Origin of the sequence: Enterobacter hormaechei subsp. hoffmannii, from assembly GCF_001729745.1 — a bacterium.
GTDB lineage: Bacteria > Pseudomonadota > Gammaproteobacteria > Enterobacterales > Enterobacteriaceae > Enterobacter > Enterobacter intestinihominis.
Genome location: NZ_CP017186.1, coordinates 2,133,991 through 2,153,724 on the forward strand (window position 1 = coordinate 2,133,991; position 19,734 = coordinate 2,153,724).

At 56.0% G+C, this 19,734-nt stretch carries 19 protein-coding genes; 13 read left to right on the plus strand and 6 right to left on the minus strand.

What is annotated here, in order from left to right:
* Nucleotides 1–3 precede the first annotated feature (3 nt).
* The gene (locus BFV65_RS09995; protein ID WP_032622222.1) at nucleotides 4–1,659 is read left to right on the plus strand and encodes a glucan biosynthesis protein D; all 1,656 of its coding nucleotides are present in this window, start codon (nucleotides 4–6) and stop codon (nucleotides 1,657–1,659) included.
* Between the two features lie 104 nt (nucleotides 1,660–1,763).
* Entirely contained in the window at nucleotides 1,764–2,303 is a 540-nt protein-coding gene (rimL, locus tag BFV65_RS10000; RefSeq protein WP_022648080.1) for a 50S ribosomal protein L7/L12-serine acetyltransferase, read from the plus strand.
* Here the strand turns inward: rimL and ydcK are convergent.
* Nucleotides 2,298–3,278 (minus strand): YdcK family protein, encoded by a 981-nt coding sequence (ydcK, locus tag BFV65_RS10005; protein ID WP_023306173.1) that lies wholly within the window; start codon nucleotides 3,276–3,278, stop codon nucleotides 2,298–2,300. The two genes, rimL and ydcK, sit on opposite strands and share 6 nt — an antisense overlap.
* Before the next feature lie 121 nt (nucleotides 3,279–3,399).
* Between ydcK and tehA the strand changes: the two genes are divergently transcribed.
* A complete protein-coding gene (tehA, locus tag BFV65_RS10010) occupies nucleotides 3,400–4,395 on the plus strand; it encodes a dicarboxylate transporter/tellurite-resistance protein TehA (protein ID WP_069596544.1) in 996 nt (331 codons plus the stop codon).
* On the plus strand, nucleotides 4,395–4,988 hold the full coding sequence (gene tehB, locus BFV65_RS10015) for a tellurite resistance methyltransferase TehB (RefSeq protein ID WP_063200289.1): 594 nt from the start codon (nucleotides 4,395–4,397) through the stop codon (nucleotides 4,986–4,988). The genes tehA and tehB overlap by 1 nt, the downstream gene beginning before the upstream one ends.
* Here the strand turns inward: tehB and pepT are convergent.
* Complete coding sequence (gene pepT, locus BFV65_RS10020; protein WP_069596545.1) at nucleotides 4,985–6,214, minus strand: peptidase T; 1,230 nt, start codon at nucleotides 6,212–6,214, stop codon at nucleotides 4,985–4,987. The two genes, tehB and pepT, sit on opposite strands and share 4 nt — an antisense overlap.
* Before the next feature lie 111 nt (nucleotides 6,215–6,325).
* Here pepT and BFV65_RS10025 point away from each other — a divergent pair, with 111 nt between their 5' ends.
* Both BFV65_RS10025 and BFV65_RS10030 read left to right on the plus strand, forming a co-directional pair.
* A complete protein-coding gene (locus tag BFV65_RS10025; RefSeq protein ID WP_022648085.1) occupies nucleotides 6,326–7,921 on the plus strand; it encodes an ABC transporter substrate-binding protein in 1,596 nt (531 codons plus the stop codon).
* Nucleotides 7,922–8,056: 135 nt separating this feature from the next.
* A complete protein-coding gene (locus BFV65_RS10030) occupies nucleotides 8,057–8,731 on the plus strand; it encodes a DUF3313 domain-containing protein (protein ID WP_022648086.1) in 675 nt (224 codons plus the stop codon).
* 33 nt (nucleotides 8,732–8,764) lie between these two features.
* Here the strand turns inward: BFV65_RS10030 and BFV65_RS10035 are convergent, their stop codons facing one another.
* Entirely contained in the window at nucleotides 8,765–9,661 is an 897-nt protein-coding gene (locus BFV65_RS10035; RefSeq protein ID WP_022648087.1) for a DMT family transporter, read from the minus strand.
* Nucleotides 9,662–9,835: 174 nt separating this feature from the next.
* Between BFV65_RS10035 and BFV65_RS10040 the strand changes: the two genes are divergently transcribed.
* A complete protein-coding gene (locus tag BFV65_RS10040; protein WP_022648088.1) occupies nucleotides 9,836–10,708 on the plus strand; it encodes a helix-turn-helix domain-containing protein in 873 nt (290 codons plus the stop codon).
* Here BFV65_RS10040 and BFV65_RS10045 read toward each other — a convergent pair.
* Nucleotides 10,688–11,854, minus strand: a complete 1,167-nt coding sequence (locus tag BFV65_RS10045; RefSeq protein ID WP_069596546.1) for a benzoate/H(+) symporter BenE family transporter — start codon at nucleotides 11,852–11,854, stop codon at nucleotides 10,688–10,690. The two genes, BFV65_RS10040 and BFV65_RS10045, sit on opposite strands and share 21 nt — an antisense overlap.
* 92 nt (nucleotides 11,855–11,946) lie before the next feature.
* On the opposite strand from BFV65_RS10045, the gene BFV65_RS10050 reads away from it, so the two are divergent.
* On the plus strand, nucleotides 11,947–12,474 hold the full coding sequence (locus tag BFV65_RS10050) for a helix-turn-helix domain-containing protein (protein ID WP_032676237.1): 528 nt from the start codon (nucleotides 11,947–11,949) through the stop codon (nucleotides 12,472–12,474).
* 80 nt (nucleotides 12,475–12,554) lie between these two features.
* Complete coding sequence (locus BFV65_RS10055; protein ID WP_069596547.1) at nucleotides 12,555–14,519, plus strand: peptidase U32 family protein; 1,965 nt, start codon at nucleotides 12,555–12,557, stop codon at nucleotides 14,517–14,519.
* Here BFV65_RS10055 and BFV65_RS10060 read toward each other — a convergent pair.
* On the minus strand, nucleotides 14,516–14,749 hold the full coding sequence (locus BFV65_RS10060) for a DUF2554 family protein (protein ID WP_069596548.1): 234 nt from the start codon (nucleotides 14,747–14,749) through the stop codon (nucleotides 14,516–14,518). The genes BFV65_RS10055 and BFV65_RS10060 overlap by 4 nt on opposite strands.
* A 242-nt stretch (nucleotides 14,750–14,991) precedes the next feature.
* On the opposite strand from BFV65_RS10060, the gene BFV65_RS10065 reads away from it, so the two are divergent.
* On the plus strand, nucleotides 14,992–15,354 hold the full coding sequence (locus tag BFV65_RS10065; protein WP_015570547.1) for a hypothetical protein: 363 nt from the start codon (nucleotides 14,992–14,994) through the stop codon (nucleotides 15,352–15,354).
* A 148-nt stretch (nucleotides 15,355–15,502) separates the two neighbouring features.
* On the opposite strand, the gene ftrA is transcribed toward BFV65_RS10065, so the two are convergent.
* Nucleotides 15,503–16,498: a transcriptional regulator FtrA gene (gene ftrA / locus BFV65_RS10070; RefSeq protein ID WP_069596549.1), complete on the minus strand. Its 996-nt coding sequence runs from the start codon at nucleotides 16,496–16,498 to the stop codon at nucleotides 15,503–15,505.
* Nucleotides 16,499–16,571: 73 nt separating this feature from the next.
* Here ftrA and BFV65_RS10075 point away from each other — a divergent pair, with 73 nt between their 5' ends.
* The 3 genes from BFV65_RS10075 to urtA all read left to right on the plus strand — a co-directional run bounded on the left by BFV65_RS10075 (nucleotide 16,572) and on the right by urtA (nucleotide 19,713).
* Nucleotides 16,572–16,982, plus strand: coding sequence for a rhodanese-like domain-containing protein (locus BFV65_RS10075; protein ID WP_023300088.1), 411 nt, complete (start codon nucleotides 16,572–16,574; stop codon nucleotides 16,980–16,982).
* A 156-nt stretch (nucleotides 16,983–17,138) separates the two neighbouring features.
* Nucleotides 17,139–18,242 (plus strand): cobalamin-independent methionine synthase II family protein, encoded by a 1,104-nt coding sequence (locus tag BFV65_RS10080; RefSeq protein WP_023300089.1) that lies wholly within the window; start codon nucleotides 17,139–17,141, stop codon nucleotides 18,240–18,242.
* Between the two features lie 199 nt (nucleotides 18,243–18,441).
* Nucleotides 18,442–19,713: an urea ABC transporter substrate-binding protein gene (gene urtA, locus BFV65_RS10085; protein ID WP_023306184.1), complete on the plus strand. Its 1,272-nt coding sequence runs from the start codon at nucleotides 18,442–18,444 to the stop codon at nucleotides 19,711–19,713.
* Nucleotides 19,714–19,734: the final 21 nt, after the last annotated feature.

Here is a 19,734-nt window from a genome sequence, read left to right on the forward strand (position 1 = left end):
GGCATGAATCGCAGACGTTTTCTCAAAGGTTCCCTGGCAATGGCTGCCCTGAGCGGCACTTCTGGCCTTGCTTCTCTGTTTTCCCAGGCGGCGTATGCTGCTGACTCCGACATTGCCGACGGTCAGAGCCGTCGCTTTGACTTCTCTGTTCTGCAATCCATGGCGCACGATCTGGCGAAAACCCCGTGGGGTGGTGCGCCGCGTCCGCTGCCGGAAACGCTGGCCACCATGACGCCGCAGGCGTACAACGCCATCCGTTACGATGAGAAACAGTCGCTGTGGAATAACATTGAAGGTCGCCAGCTGGACGCCCAGTTCTTCCATATGGGGATGGGATTCCGCCGCCGCGTGCGCATGTTCTCGCTGGATCAAAGCACCTCTCAGGCGCGTGAGATCCACTTCCGTCCAGAGCTGTTCAGCTACGGCGATACGGGCGTGGATACCAAACAGCTTGAAGGTCAGAGTGACCTCGGCTTCGCCGGATTCCGCGTCTTTAAAGCGCCCGAACTGGCGCGACGCGATATCGTTTCGTTCCTGGGCGCGAGTTACTTCCGCGCAGTGGATGATACCTACCAGTACGGCCTTTCCGCGCGCGGGCTGGCGGTGGATACCTTTACTGACACCCCGGAAGAGTTCCCGGATTTCACCTCCTTCTGGTTTGAAACCGTTAAGCCGGGCGATACCACCTTTACCGTCTATGCGCTGCTGGACAGCCCGAGCATTACCGGTGCCTATAAGTTTGTGATCCACTGTGAGAAGAGCCAGGTGATCATGGACGTCGAGAACCATCTCTATGCGCGCAAAGACATCAAGCAGCTCGGCATCGCGCCGATGACCAGCATGTTCAGCTGCGGCAACAACGAACGCCGCATGTGCGACACCATTCATCCGCAGATCCACGATTCAGACCGCCTGGCAATGTGGCGCGGTAACGGAGAGTGGATCTGCCGACCGCTGAACAACCCGCAAAAGCTGCAATTTAACGCTTATCTGGATAAAAACCCGAAAGGCTTTGGTTTGTTGCAGCTTGATCGGGACTTCTCCCATTACCAGGACGTCATGGGCTGGTATAACAAGCGACCAAGCCTGTGGGTCGAGCCGCGCAACAACTGGGGTAAAGGATCCATCGCCCTGATGGAGATCCCGACAACCGGCGAGACGCTCGATAACGTGGTCTGCTTCTGGCAGCCGGAGAAACCGGTGCAGGCGGGTGATGAACTGGACTTCAAATACCGTCTCTACTGGAGCGCGCAGCCGCCGGTGCGTTCACCGCTGGCAAACGTCTACGCTACCCGTACCGGTATGGGCGGCTTCCCGGAGGGCTGGGCGCCGGGTGAAAATTACCCGAAAGTGTGGGCCCGTCGCTTTGCCATCGACTTCGTCGGGGGCGATTTGAAGGCCGCCGCACCGAAGGGCATTGAGCCGGTGATCACCCTGTCCAGCGGTGAAGCGAAGCAGGTGGAGATCCTCTACGTCGAGCCGTTCGACGGGTATCGCATTCTGTTTGACTGGTATCCAACCTCTGACTCCACCGAGCCGGTCGATATGCGTCTGTTCCTGCGCTGTCAGGGCGACGCCATCAGCGAGACCTGGCTGTACCAGTATTTCCCGCCCGCGCCGGACAAACGTAACTACGTTGATGACCGGATCATGCGTTAGTCCTTATGGGTTTGTGCCGGGTGGCGGCTTCGCCTTACCCGGCCTGATTCGGACGCATTTGTAGGCCGGGTAAGCGTTAGCGCACCCGGCAATTAAGAGGCACTATGTCTTCAGAAATTATCCCCGTAACCCAGGAAATCGAGCTTCGCGCCGTCGAAGAGCGCTATACCACCGATCTGCACAACCTCGTTATTAAAAACAAAACCTGGCTGCAAACCGCCTTCGACTGGGCGCAGCATGTCGGCACTGAAGAGGACACGCGCCGTAACGTGCAGAGCAACCAGATGCTGCACCAGCGCGGCTACGCCAAAATGTTCCTGATTTTCATGAAGGACGAGCTGGTGGGCGTGCTTTCTTTTAACGCGATAGAGCCTGCGAATAAGGCCGGGTACATCGGCTACTGGCTTGACAAAGCGCATCAGGGGCAGGGCATTCTCTCTCAGGCGCTACAGGCGTTTATGCGCTATTACGTTGAGCGCGGCGAGATCCGCCGCTTTGTGATCAAATGTCGCGTGGCTAACCATAACAGTAACCGCGTGGCGCAGCGCAACGGTTTTGCGCTGGAAGGTTGTTTGCGGGAAGCGGAAATGCTCAACGGCCGCTTCGATGACGTAAACCTGTACGCCAGGTTATTCCCGCTATAGCGCCCCCAGCAGCGGCGTCCGGGTGATCCGCGTGTCACCGTTGATCACTTTGGCTCCCCGGACGTGAATGCTTTCACCCTCCAGCGCCTCGATCGCCGCATCGTCTGTCATCTCCACCTGATGCTCAATCAGGACATCGCCGCTGATACGCGCGCGCCCCTGAATAACGACCTTGTCATCAATCAGGATCGGCCCGCCGCGTAACCACGCCTCGCCACCAATCAATACGTGGTGTTTAATCACGCAGTTACCTTCGACGAGGGCGTTTTCCGCGACCTGTGAACTGTACCGCACGGTCGGGATCGCATCATCCTCTAAACCGGCCAGCAGGCGGGCGTTGCCGTACACTTTGGCGCAGTCGCACACCCAGACGTTATTAAGCGCGTTGCCCTCAAGAATGGCGCGGTCAAACACCTCCGCGCGGTGCTCAACAAAGGCCCAGGTCACCATGGCATCGCCGTAGATTTGCGCCTGATGCACAATACGCGACTGGCTGACCGTGGCTCTGTCGTAAATCTGTAGGATCTGCTCACGGTCGGGTGTCAGCCCTTTGGCTGCAATCACCATGCTGTCATGCAGCACCCGCGCGTCACCCGCGATACGGCATTCCCCGCGTACGGTGGAGTGCTGGATAGTGACGTTGTCACTTATTGCCGCGCCGTGACTCACCTCTGCCGCGTCAAGCCAGCTGTTGCCGCCTACGAGTGCGCGGTGGCTTACGATGCAAGGTTGGGTGAGGCGGGCGTTGCCGGATATCCTGGCCCCGGCAAACACCACGCTGTTTTCATCATAAACCCAGCAATCCCCGTCCTGGGCGAGCGCGTGTTCATCCTCAACCCAACCACCTTTTGTCCCGCTGGTCACATCGTTAAAATCCTTTGCGGCAATTATCTGTCTGAGTAGGGTTGTGCACGGCGTTGATCCGTCCTGCCAGCGCCAGAGACGGGTTTCATTGCTAAGCCTGTATTTTGTCATCGTGTTTTCCCTGAAAAGCCATTCACTAAACGTAGCAAACTTTTGGCGTTTCGAAGTGCTGGCGTCTGCACGGTAAACCCCTTAAAATGGCATTTAAAATACATTTTAAAGTTTAAAAAAAATGCATAACCAAGACCAACGCGTTCTTAACTTGCCCGCCGGTTATTTCGGTATGGTTCTGGGTACCGTAGGTATGGGGTTCGCCTGGCGTTATGCCGGTACTATCTGGCCGGTGACGCGCTGGCCGGGCGAGATCCTGGTGGCGCTGGCGGTGGCGATCTGGTTCCTGCTGAGCGTGGCGTTTCTTACCCGTGCGGTACGGTTTCCACATAGCGTGCTGGCCGAGATGCGGCATCCGGTAATGAGCAGTTTTGTCAGCCTGTTTCCTGCCACAACGCTACTGGTGGCCATTGGCTTTGTGCCGTGGTGCCGACCAGTGTCGCTGGTGCTGTTTAGCGTAGGCGTGGTGATCCAGCTTGCGTATGCCGCCTGGCAAAGCGCCGGGCTGTGGCGCGGTAAGCATCCGGAAGAGGCCACGACGCCGGGACTGTATCTGCCGACGGTAGCGAACAATTTTATCAGCGCCATGGCCTGCGGTGCGCTGGGTTTCCACGATGCGGGGCTGGTGTTCCTTGGTGCCGGGGTCTTTTCCTGGCTGAGCCTCGAGCCGGTCATTCTGCAACGCCTGCGCAGCGTGGGCGAACTGCCCGCGGCGCTTCGTACTTCGCTCGGGATCCAGCTTGCGCCTGCCCTGGTGGCCTGTAGCGCCTGGTTTAGCGTCAACGGCGGCGAAGCGGACACCTTCGCCAAAATGCTTTTCGGCTATGGTCTGTTGCAACTCCTGTTTATGCTGCGTCTGATGCCGTGGTATCTGTCGCAGCCGTTCAACGTGTCGTTCTGGAGCTTCTCGTTCGGGGTGTCGGCGCTGGCGACCACCGGTTTACATCTGGGGCAGAGCAGTCCGTCAGGGTTCTTTCATGCCCTCGCGGTTCCCCTGTTTATTTTCACCAACATCATCATCGCGATGCTGCTGGTCCGTACTTTTATCTTGCTGATGCAGGGCAAACTTCTGGTGCGCGCTGATAAGGCACTGCTAATGCAATCTGAGGAAAAATAATGACTGTCGATGAAAACTACTTTACTGAGAAATATGGGCTGACCCGCACGCACTCAGAGGTCCTGCTCAGCGCGGACATTGTTAAGCCGGGAAAAACGCTCGATCTCGGTTGCGGAAATGGCCGTAACAGCCTCTACCTCGCTGCCAACGGCTATGACGTGACGGCGTGGGATAAAAACCCGATGAGCATCGATAACATCGAGCGCATTAAGGCGGCGGAAGGGATCGCGAATCTGCAAACGGCGATAAAGGACCTGAACAACCTGACTTTTGACGGCGAATACGACTTTATTCTTTCCACCGTCGTGTTGATGTTTCTCGAAGCGAAAACCATCCCTGGTCTTATCGCCAATATGCAGCGTTGCACTAAACCAGGCGGCTATAACCTGATCGTTGCCGCCATGGATACGGAGGACTATCCGTGTACCGTCGGTTTCCCGTTTGCCTTCAAGACCGGTGAACTGAGCCACTACTACGAAGGCTGGGAGCTGATCAAGTACAACGAAGAGGTGGGGGAACTCCACCGTACCGATGCCTACGGGAACCGAATCAAGCTGCGCTTCGCCACCATGTTCGCACGCAAACCCGCTTAACGCGCGGCCAGCAGACAGAGTTGCAGGGCCGTGCGACAGGAGGCCTCGAACGACGACAGCGGTAAAAACTCAAACTTTGAGTGGAAGTTATGGGCGCCGGTGAAGAAGTTCGGGGTGAGCAAGCCTTTGGCTGACAGGGCCGCCCCGTCCGTGCCACCGCGCATGGAGATCGGTTTTGGGGTGATACCGAGCGATTCCATCGCCTCGAACATCAGGTCGATCGCGCGGCGGTCTTCGCCAATCGCATTGCTGATATTGCTGTAGGTATCTTCAATGCGATACTCCACGTTTGCCGTGGGATGCTGCGCAGCAATCCGCGCTGCCACATCGGCAATTTGCTGCTTGCGGGCGGCAAAACCCTCTTTGTCAAAATCACGAATGTTTGCTTTCAGCACCGCTTCGTTTTGCCCGGCCTGGATGCCGTTAAACCAGATATAACCTTCGCGCCCCTCGGTGCATTCCGGGGTTTGCTGGCGATCGAAATGGCAGATGAAATCCGTTGCCATCAGCAGCGGGTTGACCAGCACCCCTTTGGCGGACATCGGGTGCGCCGTGACGCCGGTAAAGCGAATTTCAGCCGCAGCCGCGTTAAAGTTCTCGTAAACAATTTCCCCCAGCTCGCAGCAGTCGATGGTCCAGGCAAAATCGACGTCGAAGCGCTTCAAATCCAGCGCTTTCGCGCCACAGAGACCAATCTCTTCATCGGGCACAAACGCCACCACAATATCGCCATGCTTATGTTCAGCAGTGAGGTTTTCCAGCACCGTCATGACCACGGTGACGGCCGCTTTATTATCTGCGCCTAATACGCTGGTTCCGTCGCTGAAAATAATCTCCTCATCTGGATAAGCCAGAATTTCCGGGTGCTCATTTACGCGCAACCAAATATCTTTTTCTTTATTCAGGCAGAGATCATCTCCCGTAAAGGTTAATATTTGTGGATGAATATCCGGGGATAAACCGACGTCAACGGTATCGATATGGGTAATAAAACCAATCCGCGGCGCGCCGGGAATATTGCCTTTTTTCACGGCGGTAACGGTGGCGAACTCATCAATCACAATTTCGTCTAACCCCAGCGTTTCCAGCTCCTTCGCGAGCTCCCGCGCCATGTCGTGCTGGCCCGGGGTGGAGGGCAGGGTTTTGACTTTCGGGTCGCTCTGGCTGGTGATGGCGAGATAGCGGAAAAAGCGTTGGGTTAATTGTCTGGAGAGTTCTGAGCCCATAGTGTTTCCTTCTGTATTTATTTTTCATGTGTTTGCGCCATCACTTTAATGTTATTTATGAAATGGCAAAAGAAGTAATTAGCCGTCGAATTAAAAAGACAGGAATAAATGATGAAAAGCACATTCACAATGATAACGCTGGCGCTTGCTGCGCTGACGGTCAGTTCCACCGTCGCGGCAAAAACGCTGGTGTATTGCTCCGAAGGATCGCCGGAAAACTTCAATCCTCAGCTCTATACGTCGGGGACCAGCGTGGACGCCAGCGCCGTACCGGTTTATAACCGTCTGGTCGATTTCAAACCGGGCACTACCGAACTGGTGCCGAGCCTGGCGGAAAGCTGGGAGGTGAGCGAGGATGGTAAGGTCTACACCTTCCACCTGCGCAAAGGGGTGAAATTCCACAGTAATAAACTGTTCACGCCGACGCGCGACTTCAACGCGGATGACGTGATTTTCTCGTTTATGCGCCAGAAGGATGTGAATCATCCCTACCATAATGTCTCCAACGGCAGTTATTCCAACTTCGAAAGTCTGGAGTTCGGCAGCCTGATTACCGCCATTGATAAGGTTGACGATCGCACCGTGCGCTTCACCCTGGCGCACCCGGAAGCGCCGTTTGTTGCCGATCTGGCGTGGTATTTTGCCTCCATCCTGTCGGCGGAGTATGCCGATGCCATGCTGAAAGCGGGCACGCCTGAAAAGGTCGATATGCAGCCGATTGGCACCGGGCCGTTTAAGCTGGCGCAATATCAGAAGGATTCCCGCATCCTCTTTACCGCCTTCCCGGACTACTGGCAGGGAAAATCGAAGCTGGATCGTCTGGTGTTCACCATCACGCCGGACGCCTCGGTGCGTTTTGCCAAAGTCGAGAAGAATGAGTGCCAGGTGATGCCGTTCCCAAACCCGGCGGATCTGCCGCGTATGAAGGCTAACAAAGACATCAACCTGATGAGCAAGGCCGGTCTGAATACCGGTTTCCTGGCATTTAACACGCAAAAGCCGCCGCTGGATAACGTAAAAGTGCGCCAGGCGCTGGCGATGGCGATTAACAAACCGGCCATCATTGAGGCGGTCTTCCACGGCACCGGCACGGCGGCGAAAAACCTGCTGCCGCCTGGCGTCTGGAGTGCCGACAGCGAGCTGAAAGACTACGATTACGATCCAGAAAAAGCGAAAACGCTGTTAAAGGAGGCGGGATTTGCCAACGGCGTAAGCATCGATCTGTGGGCTATGCCCGTGCAGCGGCCGTATAACCCGAACGCGAAGCGTATGGCTGAAATGATCCAGGCGGACTGGGCGAAAGTAGGCGTGCAGACCAAAATCGTGACCTACGAATGGGGCGAATATCTGAAGCGCGTGAAGGGCGGGGAGCATCAGGCTGCGCTGATGGGCTGGACAACGGCGACGGGCGATCCGGATAACTTCTTCGGACCACTGTTTACCTGTACGTCCGCCAACGGCGGGTCGAACTCGGCCAAATGGTGCTATAAGCCGTTTGATAACCTGATTGCCGAAGCAAAATCGATAACCGATCGCGAAAAACGCGTGGCGCTGTACAAGCAGGCGCAGCAGATGATGCACGATCAAATGCCGGCGGTTATGATTGCCCACTCGACCATTTTTGAGCCAGTCAGAAAAGAGGTCACGGGCTATGAAATCGATCCCTTCGGCAAACATCTGTTCTGGCAGGTAGATATAAAACAGTAATATTTTTCTGCCCGGATCCGGTCCGGGCACTATTTTTACAATTTGTGCCTTCCCCGTCATTTTTTGCCACAACATTTCCCTCTGTTTTTTGTTATAACTTCAAGTGCATACTTGCAGATAACTCGGAACTCCATCATGCGTACTTCCACTTTTTTTAAAGTTGCAGTGCTTTCTGGCCTGTTGGCCCTTTCTGGCTGTGCGTCAAAAGTCGCAGCCCCCGATCAATATTCAGGCTTTTTAAAAGATTACTCTGACTTGCAGGAGATGACATCAGCAACCGGGAAACCAACCTTGCGTTGGGTCGATCCTTCCTATGATCCGGCGAACTACGACAGTATTATCTGGACCCCGATAACCTATTATCCGACACCAAAGCCAACCACACAGCTTGGGCAAAAAACGCTTGATGAATTGTTGAGTTACACCAATAACACATTAAAAAACGCGATTGGCCAGCGTAAACCAATTGTGACGACGCCGGGCAAACATAGCCTGATCTTCCGCGGCGCCATCACGGGTGTGAGCTCAGAGAAAGAAGGTTTGCAGTTCTATGAAGTGGTGCCCGTCGCGCTGCTGGTTGCGGGTACGCAGATGGCAACTGGCCATCGCACCATGGATACGCATCTTTTCTTTGAAGGTGAGCTGATTGATGCCGCCACGAACAAACCGGTAGTTAAAGTTGTTCGTAAAGGTGAAGGTAAAGAGCTTGCCAACGAGAACACGCCGTTGGGATTCGCCACACTGAAACAGGTTGTGGATGATATGGCGACCGATGCCACCATGTTTGATGTCCATCAGACAGCAAAATAATAAAAACGGCCTGCATCTACGCAGGCCGTTATTTTATGCCGTCAGCAGGCGGCGGAACCAGGTTTCCGGTTTCGTAAACATCACCATATTTCCCCCCAATATCAACAGCAGGCCGACGATCCCGTTGATATGCCACACGTAACCCTCGTACACCGTTGAAATCGACAGCGCCACCAGCGGGAACAGCAGGGTGCTGTACGCGGCCTTACCGGGACCAATGCGGCCTACCAGCGTAAAGTAGGCGCCGAAGGCAATCACCGAGCCAAACAGCGCAAGATAAAGCAGCGCCCCCATATAGCTCACCGTCCATTCCGGCATAAAGCTTTCGCCCCTGAAGAGAGCGATAAGGCCCATCACGACGGTGCCATACAGCATCGCCCAGGCGTTGGTGGTCATGGTTTCCAGCCCGTTTCGCTGATGACGCATGCTGATCATATTCCCCAGCGAGAAGCCGTAGGTGCCGAGGGCGGAAAGCCCGATGCCCGTAAGCAATGACGCGCTCCAGCCGCTGGCGAGCAGATCGTTCCAGAACAGGGTAATGATCCCGATAAGCCCCAGCGCTGCCGCCGTCCAGAAGCGCGCGGGTGGACGCTGGCCGAAGAAGATAAAGCTGTTGATGGCGTTATACAGTACGGCCATCGAGAAAATCACCGACTCAAGGCCGGTATTGATATGGGCGGCGGCGGTATAAAAGCACCAGAAGTTGAAACAGAAAACGCAGCAACCCTGAAGCATGCAGTAGAGATGATCCCGCAGCGCCAGCCTGCGCAGGCGACGAAGGGCGACCAGGACGATCATCATCGTGGCGCTGGCCACGGCGAAGCGCCAGAAAATGGAGACCGGCGCTGCAACCGGCCCCTGTTGTAAAAAAATGGCGATCCAGGTCGTGCCCCAGATAACAACAACCAGCCCATAGAGTAATGCGTTCATGGTGTCTCTCTTCTCATACCGCGAAAAACAACAGTGTGGCGAAAGAAGGGGGCCCCGGCTTTCATCGCCTTGCGCCGGACTTGCAAATTCTTGCGCTTTTTTCTCGCACAATGGCTGGTAACAGGCTGCAACACTTCTTAGACTGACAGTCTGATTAATCACCTGTTTACGGCCATGTCTCTCGTTTACGACACCTTTGAAACGTTACGCCAAAAAAATGCAGTGCTGCGGGAAACCGTCGCGCTCAATACTGGCATTCAACTGGCGGCGTGGTACAACAAGCACGACACGATCACCGTGAAAAGCAACCATCACACCCTTAGCCTGTACGTGGCGGATGGCTATGAAAGCTATCAAAAAACGCCGGGTGGCTGGAAAAATGGCGGCGGGCCGGACCGTTTTTGTCTGATGCCGGAAGAGAGCGAATCCACATGGGATATTCGTGATGACCTGTCGTTCGTGCACCTCTACTGCACCGATGAACACCTGCGGGACGTGGGGGAGAAAATCTGGGATAAACGACCGCTATCGCTGACGCTGGAGGAAAAAATCTTCGGCAGCGATCCGAAAATCACCGCCCTTTATCGCCAGTTTTTGCTCGGCTGCGACTGGCAGCAAAACGCCAATCAGCTCACCCTGAGCACTGCGTCGACCTTATTACTGACGCATTTGGTCCAGCACTATTCCAGCGTCCAGTGGAAGTTACCGGTGGTCACCGGCGGGCTATCGCCGTTTGTGCTGCGCAACGTGCTGGCCTTTATCGAGGAAAATCTGGCGCAACCCTTAACGCTGGCGGAACTGGCGGGCCAGGCCGCACTCAGTGAGTATCACTTTGCGCGGATGTTCCGCCAGTCGATGGGGCTGGCGCCGCATCAGTACGTCATGCAGCGCCGCATGGAGAAGGCCAAAGCGCTGATTCAGCACACGACCACGCCGCTCACCGACATCGCGCTGGCCTGCGGATTTAACTCCGCCAGCCATTTCAGTAACCGTTTTCGCAGCATGACCGGCATCACGCCGTCACAGCTACGCGCGGCGAAGGCGTGAGAAGACAGCGTAACAGATCCCACCCAGCACCAGCCCCCAGAAAGCGGAGCCAAGTCCCAGGAGCGTGACGCCGCTGGCGGTCATCAGGAAGGTGACGATCGCCGCGTCGCGCTCTGCTTCATGATTCAGTGCCTGATACAAACTCCCGCTGATAGTGCCGAGCAGGGCCAGCCCGGCCAGCGTCTGGATGCCGCTCAGCGGCAGGGCGGCCATCAGCCCCGAAATCGACCCGCCGAACACCCCCGCCAGCAGATAAAACCCACCTGCGGCCGCCGCTGCCAGCCAGCGTTTACTGGCATCCGGGTGGGCGTCCGGGCTCTGGCAGATGGCGGCGGTGATGGCGGCGATGCAGATGGAATAGACGCCGAAGGGGGACAACAGCAGCGCCAGCCCGCCGGTGGCAACGATCAGCGGTGAGACCGCCAGCGGATAGCCCGATGCCTGTATGGTGGCGAAGCCGGGCGCATTCTGCGACGCCATGGTCACCAGGAAGAAGGGTAAGCCGACGCTGATCAGGCTGGTGAAGGTGAACGCAGGGGCAATGAATTCCGGCATGATCACCGATAACGTCATTTTATTCGTGACAACGTCACCTCCAGCCCAGGCCACGAACACCCCCACCAGCAGCGTGGCGACAATGGCGTACCGGGGCGCTACGGCTTTAGCCACCAGCCAGGCGACCAGCATACTGCCGCAAAGAAGCACGTGTCCCTCAAGATTGCTGAATGCCTTCAGGCCAAACTGTAACAGCACGCCTGCCAGCATAGCGGCGGCAAGCGAGTGCGGGATCAGTTTCATCAACCGGGCAAACAGGCCAGTGACGCCGCACAGCAGAATCAGCGCATTCGCAAATATAAATACCCCTATGGTTTCCGCCAGCGTCACGCCTTGCAGGCTGGTGGCGAGCAGCGCCGCGCCAGGAGTCGACCAGGCGGTCAGCACCGGGGCTTTATACCACCACGACAATGCAAGCGTGCTGATCCCCATCCCGAGCCCCAGCGCGGTCATCCATCCGGCGATTTGCTGTGTACTGGCGCCCGCCGCCGCAGCCGCCTGCCAGATAATGGCGGCAGAGCTGGCGTAGCCCACCAGAACGGCAACAAAACCAGCCAGCACGGCAGGAAAGAGAGAGGCAGTCGATCGCATGTGAACTCCGTTGTGCGTTATAACGTCCGGGATAAGGTATCACTGTGCGCTATAGCGTACAAGTGGTATGCTTTGCCCCAACAGGAGGAACTATGGATATCACTCAACATCTGGCAACCACACTGAAAGCGCTGCGTCAGGCGCGGGGCTGGAGCCTGTCGAAACTGGCGGAAGAGACGGGCGTGTCGAAAGCGATGCTTGGGCAAATCGAACGCAATGAGTCCAGCCCGACGGTCTCAACCTTGTGGAAAATTGCCACCGGGCTGAACGTACCTTTTTCGGCGTTTATCACTCCAGAGAGCGAACCGCAGGCGGTGTTCGATCCGCAGCAGCAGGCGATGGTGGTGAAACCGCTTTTCCCCTGGGATGAACAGCTTAAGTTCGACCATTTCTCCATCACCCTGTCGCCCGGCGCGCTGAGTGAGTCCACGCCGCACGAAGCCGGGGTGATTGAACACGTGGTGGTGATAAGCGGTGAACTGGATATGCATATCGACGGTGTCTGGCGCACTGTATACGCTGATTCAGGCGTGCGTTTTGCCGGCGATAAACCGCACGCGTACCGCAACAGCAGCACCCGGACGGTGCATTTTCACTCTCTGATTCATTATCCCCGCTAAAGCGTCGCAAAACGGTTTCACTGGCACAGACTTCTGACTACAATAGCCGCCATTTTGACCATAACGGATAACGACGAAGTATGCGCCTGCACCCCCATCATCTTGAACTGCTAAGCCCGGCCCGCGACGCCGCCATTGCCCGTGAAGCCATTCTTCACGGTGCGGATGCCGTCTACATTGGCGGCCCAGGCTTTGGTGCCCGTCATAACGCCAGCAATAGCCTGCGCGACATTGCCGAACTGGTACCGTTCGCCCACCGTTTCGGGGCGAAGGTGTTCGTGACCCTGAACACCATTCTTCATGATGATGAGCTGGAGCCCGCGCAGCGTCTTATTACCGATCTCTACCAGACCGGCGTTGACGCTCTGATCGTTCAGGATATGGGCGTTCTGGAACTGGATATCCCGCCAATTGAGCTGCACGCCAGCACCCAGTGCGATATCCGCACCGTTGAGAAGGCGAAGTTTCTTTCAGACGTCGGGTTTACGCAGATTGTTCTGGCGCGCGAGCTGAACTTGAACCAGATCCGCGATATCCACCAGGCCACCGACGCGACCATTGAATTCTTTATCCACGGTGCGCTTTGCGTGGCCTATTCCGGGCAGTGTAATATCTCTCACGCCCAGACGGGGCGCAGCGCTAACCGCGGCGACTGCTCTCAGGCCTGCCGTTTGCCGTATACCCTGAAAGACGATCAGGGCCGCGTGGTGGCATTCGAGAAACACCTGCTGTCGATGAAAGATAACGATCAGACGGCAAACCTCGGCGCGCTGATCGATGCCGGCGTACGCTCCTTCAAAATTGAAGGCCGCTACAAGGACATGAGCTACGTGAAAAATATCACCGCCCATTATCGTCAGATGCTGGATGCCATCATCGAGGATCGCGGTGACCTGGCGCGCGCGTCCGCCGGTCGTACAGAGCATTTCTTTATTCCATCGACGGACAAAACGTTCCACCGCGGCAGTACGGATTATTTCGTTAATGCGCGCAAAGGGGATATTGGCGCGTTCGATTCACCGAAGTTTATCGGTCTGCCGGTGGGTGAAGTGCTGAAAGTGGCGAAGGATCATATTGACGTTCAGGTTACAGAGCCGCTGGCGAACGGCGATGGTCTCAACGTGATGATCAAACGTGAAGTGGTTGGTTTTCGCGCCAATACGGTGGAGAAAACCGGTGAAAATCGTTATCGCGTCTGGCCGAACGAAATGCCTGCCGACCTTTACAAAGCCCGCCCGAATGCGGCGCTGAACCGTAACCTGGATCACAACTGGCAGCAGGCCTTGCTCAAGACCTCCAGCGAGCGTCGCATTGCGGTGGATATCGCGCTGGGTGGCTGGGAAGAGCAGCTGATCCTGACCATGACCTGCGAAGACGGCATCAGCGTGACGCATACGCTCGACGGCCTGTTCGAGGTGGCGAACAATGCGGAGAAAGCGCTCAGCAACCTCAAGGATGGCGTAGCGAAGCTCGGGCAGACCATTTATTATGCGCGCAATATTGAGGTGAATCTGCCGGATGCGCTGTTCGTGCCGAACAGCCTGCTGAACCAGTTCCGCCGTGAAACGGCTGAGATGCTGGATGAAGCACGCCTGGCAAACTATCCGCGCGGCAGTCGTAAGGCCGAAGCGGTGCCTGCGCCGGTCTACCCGGACACGCATCTCTCTTTCCTTGCGAACGTTTACAACCACAAAGCGCGTGCGTTTTACCATCGTCACGGCGTGCAGTTGATTGACGCCGCGTATGAAGCGCATGAAGAGAAGGGCGATGTGCCGGTGATGATCACCAAACACTGCCTGCGGTTTGCCTTTAACCTTTGTCCGAAACAGGCGAAAGGGAATATTAAAAGCTGGAAAGCGACGCCGATGCAGCTGGTGAATGGCGATGAAGTACTGACGCTGAAGTTTGACTGCCGTCCGTGTGAAATGCACGTTATCGGCAAGATGAAGAATCACATCTTCAAAATGCCGTCTCCGGGCAGCATTGTGGCCTCCGTCAGCCCTGACGATTTGATGAAGACCCTGCCGAAGCGTAAAGGCAGCTAACCCGCAGAGTGGGTATCCGGTTTGCGCGATTTCTGCCAGGCATGGTGCTCGCGCAACCCCTCCGCAGACTCCTCTGCCGCGCTGCGTAACTCGTCGCTGTCAGCTTCATGACGAAGCTGATGGTCGGCGTTTTTCACGTAAAGAAATTCATGTCCTTTGTGCTCCGCCATAATCTGCCCTGAGAACAGGGCGCTAATCACCAGCAGTAGCGAAAAGCCTTTTCTGAACATCTTTTACCCCCGAAAATACGCTACGGTCATCGTAGGGATAATTTCATAGAGTAATTATTCGACTCTTTAAATTTGAGAAAATAGACTGTCAAAAATTGTGGTCGCCATAAAACTCACTTAAGACTATTCTTAAAAGCAATATCGCCGTTGTAAACTCCCATTTCTGGTATGCAAAGAGAAGCTAGATTTATTGGGAAATCATTTACAATAAGATTTTTCTGGCTAAGGATTGGATCGAATAAATGAAAAAAATAATCGTGCTATCACTTCTGGGCGTAGTGGTTGCGGTGGGTGCTGCGGCCAGCATCTATTCAAATGAAGAACCAGAATATATTCAGTCAGCAAAAAGCCGTGTCGGATCGTATTTAACCAGCGATTACGGACGTGTCGAATGTAATAGCACCCAGGTAAGTGAAGATCGCTGGGAGCTGGGCTGTACCAATAAGGCGAGGGGCAAAACCTTCCAGTTCGCTGTTTACCCATCCGAGCAGGCGCCGTATGGGGTCTCTCGTGCGTTTTATCTCGAAGCGATTAATGATGATGCCCGCCAGAGTGCAGAGCAGGGGCTGATGCGTTATCTGCAAATTAATACCAAAGCGGGTTAATCGATTCGTTTATGCTTCGTTGAGGCTCACAGTGGTAGATTGCAGGTGATCCACATCCCGGTATGGAATACCGGAGCGTAGATACCAAAATACAAATCTATCCATGCAAGCATTTACCGCCAGATTATGGCGGTTTTTTTTTGCCCGTTTATCGTACTGGTAAAAATTGTTTGCGATATTGCGCGGGTGAAAGCGCAAATTGCTGCCGGAAATGGTGGCGCAGCGTGGCGCTTTGTCCAAATCCGGTTTGTTCCGCAATATTGTCGATGCTGAGCCGACTGTTTTCGAGATAATCTTTTGCCCGCTGCAATCGCGCAGTCAATAACCAGCGCGCGGGTGTTGTTCCGGTCGCGTCCTGGAAACGGCGCAGAAAGGTGCGCTGACTCATACCCACCCGCAGGGCCAGCGATTCGACGGTATGGGAAACGGCCAGATGCTGGTGAAGATAATCAAACAGCTGGCCCAGGCGCTGGCTCTCCCGCAACTGAGCCACCGGTCGGCTAAGCTGCTGGGTTTGCGAGCCGTCCCGATGGGGCGGGATCACCAGCCGACGCGCCACGCGGTTTGCCACTTCCATACCGTAATTCCGGCGCACCACGTGCAGGCACAGATCAATCCCCGCGGCGCTTCCGGCGGAAGTGAGAATATCGCCTTCGTCCTGGTAGAGCACATCTTCGACCACGGTAATGGCGGGACAGCGTGTTTTCAGCGCTTGCGTATAGCGCCAGTGGGTGGTCGCCTTCCGCCCGTCAAGCAGGCCTGAGGCTGCCAGAACGAAAACGCCAGAACAGATCGAGAGTAGCTGGCAGCCGCGGGCATGCGCCGCGCGGAGCGCCTGGCAGAGCGCTTCGGGTACGGGTTCGTCCAGCCCTCGCCAGCCGGGAACGACAACCAGATCCGCCGTCTCCAGCAGACCCAGATCGCCATCGGCCAGAATACGGATCCCGCCCGTTGCCCGGAGTTCGCCATCATCCACGCTCGCCACGGCAAACTGATACCAGTCATCGCCCATCTCCGGGCGCGGCAAGCCAAAGATTTCTACCGCCACGCCAAACTCAAAGGTACATAAACCGTCATATGCCAGCACGACCGCGCGCGGCGAGGGATGTCTTAAGTTTGTCATCTTTTTGCTGTTTTCTGGCATAGGCGGACGCATTCATGGGCTGAATTAAGGGATAGAGTAGTGTTAACACAAACACCACAAATGAGGAAGATTCATGAGCTATGTTACTGAATTTCCGGCTGCTGAGCCGCAGGAAGCTGTGGGACATTTTCTGCGTCGTCTGAGTGTCGAGACGGACTGCGCCGATGTCCATCATGCGGTATCCAGCGGTGAGCAGGACTTTGTTCTGCTGCACGTTGTCGGAAAGCCTGAACATTTTGCCCGGCGGCATCTGCCCGGCGCGCTGCATTTACCCTGGAGCCAGATCACCGCAGAGCGGATGAAAGCGTGGCCGGAGGGCACGCTGTTTGTCGTCTATTGTGCAGGCCCGCACTGCAACGGGGCGGACAGGGCGGCGCTGAAGCTGGCGCGTCTGGGTCTGCCGGTTAAGATTATGCTCGGGGGCATGACCGGCTGGGAAGATGAGCGGTTCGCGTTTGCAGGATCTTCATCACCCGCTCTGTGAACATGAATTTATTTCAACACAGATGAAATTTTCTCGTTTGTCGGCGGCGAGCCGGTATGACATCTTTTCAGGACGTTTAGACATCCAGAAGTCTAAAGATTCAAGAGATGAATTATCACTGTGGGCAATTAACGCCGACAGACAGAGGAGATTTCCATGCAGCGACACCATGCCCCGTACCGCGCCGATGTAGTCGGCAGTTTTTTACGCCCGGATGCCATTAAACAGGCCCGTCTGCAATTTGCCAGCGGTGAAATCGATGCCGGGCAGCTTCGCGCGGTTGAGGACGAGGCCATTCGTCATGTTGTCGAGCAGCAGTGCGCCTGCGGTCTGCATGTGGTAACGGACGGTGAATTCCGCCGCGCCTGGTGGCACTTTGACTTCTTTGACGGGCTACAGGGCGTGGAGCGTTATGATTCCCAGCAGGGCATTCAGTTCAACGGGGTGCAGACTAAAGCCCATGGCGTGCGCGTAACGGGCAAACTGGGCTTCGGCGATCATCCTATGCTGGAAGATTTCCGCTACCTCAAAAGCATTAGCGGTAATGCACAGCCGAAGATGACCATTCCAAGCCCGAGCGTGCTGCACTTCCGCGGTGGCCGCAAGGATATTGATGCTACGGTCTACCCGGATCTGAAGGATTACTTTGACGATCTGGCGACCACCTGGCGCGATGCCATTCGGGCCTTTTACGATGCAGGCTGCCGCTATCTGCAGCTGGATGACACCGTCTGGGCCTATCTTTGTTCGGAGGACCAGCGCCGCCAGATCCGCGAGCGCGGTGACGATGCAGACGAACTTGCCCGGACCTATGCCCGGGTGCTGAATAAGGCGCTGGAGGGCAAACCGGACGATCTGACCGTCGGGCTGCACGTCTGCCGCGGCAACTTCCGCTCAACCTGGATTTCCGAGGGCGGCTATGAGCCGGTGGCGGAGGTGCTGTTCGGCACGGTGAACGTCGACGCGTTCTTCCTGGAGTACGACAACGACCGTAGCGGGGACTTCGCGCCACTGCGTTTTGTGCGCCCGGGTAAACAGCAGGTGGTTCTGGGGCTGATCACCACCAAACACGGTGAACTGGAGAACCCGGAAGGGGTGAAAGCGCGTCTGGAAGAGGCTGCGCGCTACGTGGCGAAAGAGCAGATTTGCCTCAGCCCGCAGTGCGGATTTGCTTCTACGGAAGAGGGTAACAGCCTGAGCGAAGCCCAGCAGTGGGATAAAGTTCGCCTGGTAACGCAAATCGCCAGCGACGTCTGGTAACGCCGTTTACAGCGCTGCATTATTACAGTGCAGCGCTGTACCATTCTGAGTCGTTTCCCGTCACTCCTCTCTTCGATCCCTTTAAAATCCTGTCTCTGCAACCTGGCACTGTTTTTGCTCTCCTGAAACTGGCGTTACTTTTTTCTGCGTCCGGCGGTAACGGACGTCTTCGCACAGCTTTCTTTTCAGGAGTGAAAATATGCACCGTCGTACCTTTATTAAAGCGTTCACCTTGTCCGCCTCCGTCATCGCCATGGGAATGAGCTTTGGCGTCCAGGCCGCAGAGACCATTAAAGTCGGGATTATGCACTCTCTCTCCGGCACGATGGCCATTTCAGAAACGCCCCTGAAAGATGTCGCCCTGATGACCATCGATGAAATCAACGCTAAAGGCGGCGTGCTCGGGAAAAAGCTGGAGCCGGTGGTGGTTGACCCGGCATCCAACTGGCCGCTGTTTGCCGAAAAGGCCCGCCAGCTTCTGAGCCAGGATAAGGTCGCCGTGGTGTTTGGCTGCTGGACCTCCGTATCGCGTAAATCGGTTCTGCCGGTTTTTGAGGAGCTGAACGGTTTGCTGTTCTATCCGGTGCAGTATGAAGGTGAAGAGATGTCACCTAACGTCTTCTATACCGGCGCGGCGCCTAACCAGCAGGCGATCCCGGCGGTGGAGTACCTGATGAGCGAGGACGGCGGCAGCGCGAAGCGCTTCTTCCTGCTGGGTACGGACTACGTTTACCCGCGCACTACTAACAAGATCCTGCGCGCCTTCCTGCACTCGAAAGGCGTTGAAGATAAAGATATTGAAGAGGTCTACACCCCATTTGGACATAGCGATTACCAGACCATCGTCGCCAGTATCAAAAAGTTCTCCACGGGCGGCAAAACGGCAGTGGTCTCCACCATCAACGGTGATTCCAACGTGCCTTTCTATAAAGAACTGGCGAACCAGGGGCTGAAAGCCACGGACGTGCCGGTGGTGGCGTTCTCGGTGGGTGAGGAAGAACTGCGCGGCATTGATACCAAACCGCTGGTGGGTAACCTGGCGGCGTGGAACTACTTTGAATCCGTCGACAACCCGACCAACCAGACCTTTGTCGCGGCTTACAAAGCCTACGCGAAAGCCCATAAGCTGCCGAATGCCGATACCGTGGTCACCAACGATCCGATGGAAGCGACTTACGTTGGCCTGCATATGTGGGCGCAGGCGGTTGAAAAAGCGGGAACAACCGACGTGGACAAAGTGCGCGCGGCAATGGCGGGCCAGTCGTTCAACGCGCCGTCCGGCTTTACGCTGACCATGGACGCCACCAACCACCACCTGCATAAGCCCGTCATGATTGGTGAAATTGAAGGCAACGGCCAGTTCAACGTCGTCTGGCAAACCGAACAGCCGGTACGCGCTCAGCCGTGGAGCCCGTTTATCGCCGGGAATGACAAAAAGCCTGACCAGCCGATGAAAACCGCCAGCAACTAAGCCACCACCAGGGAGAGACGT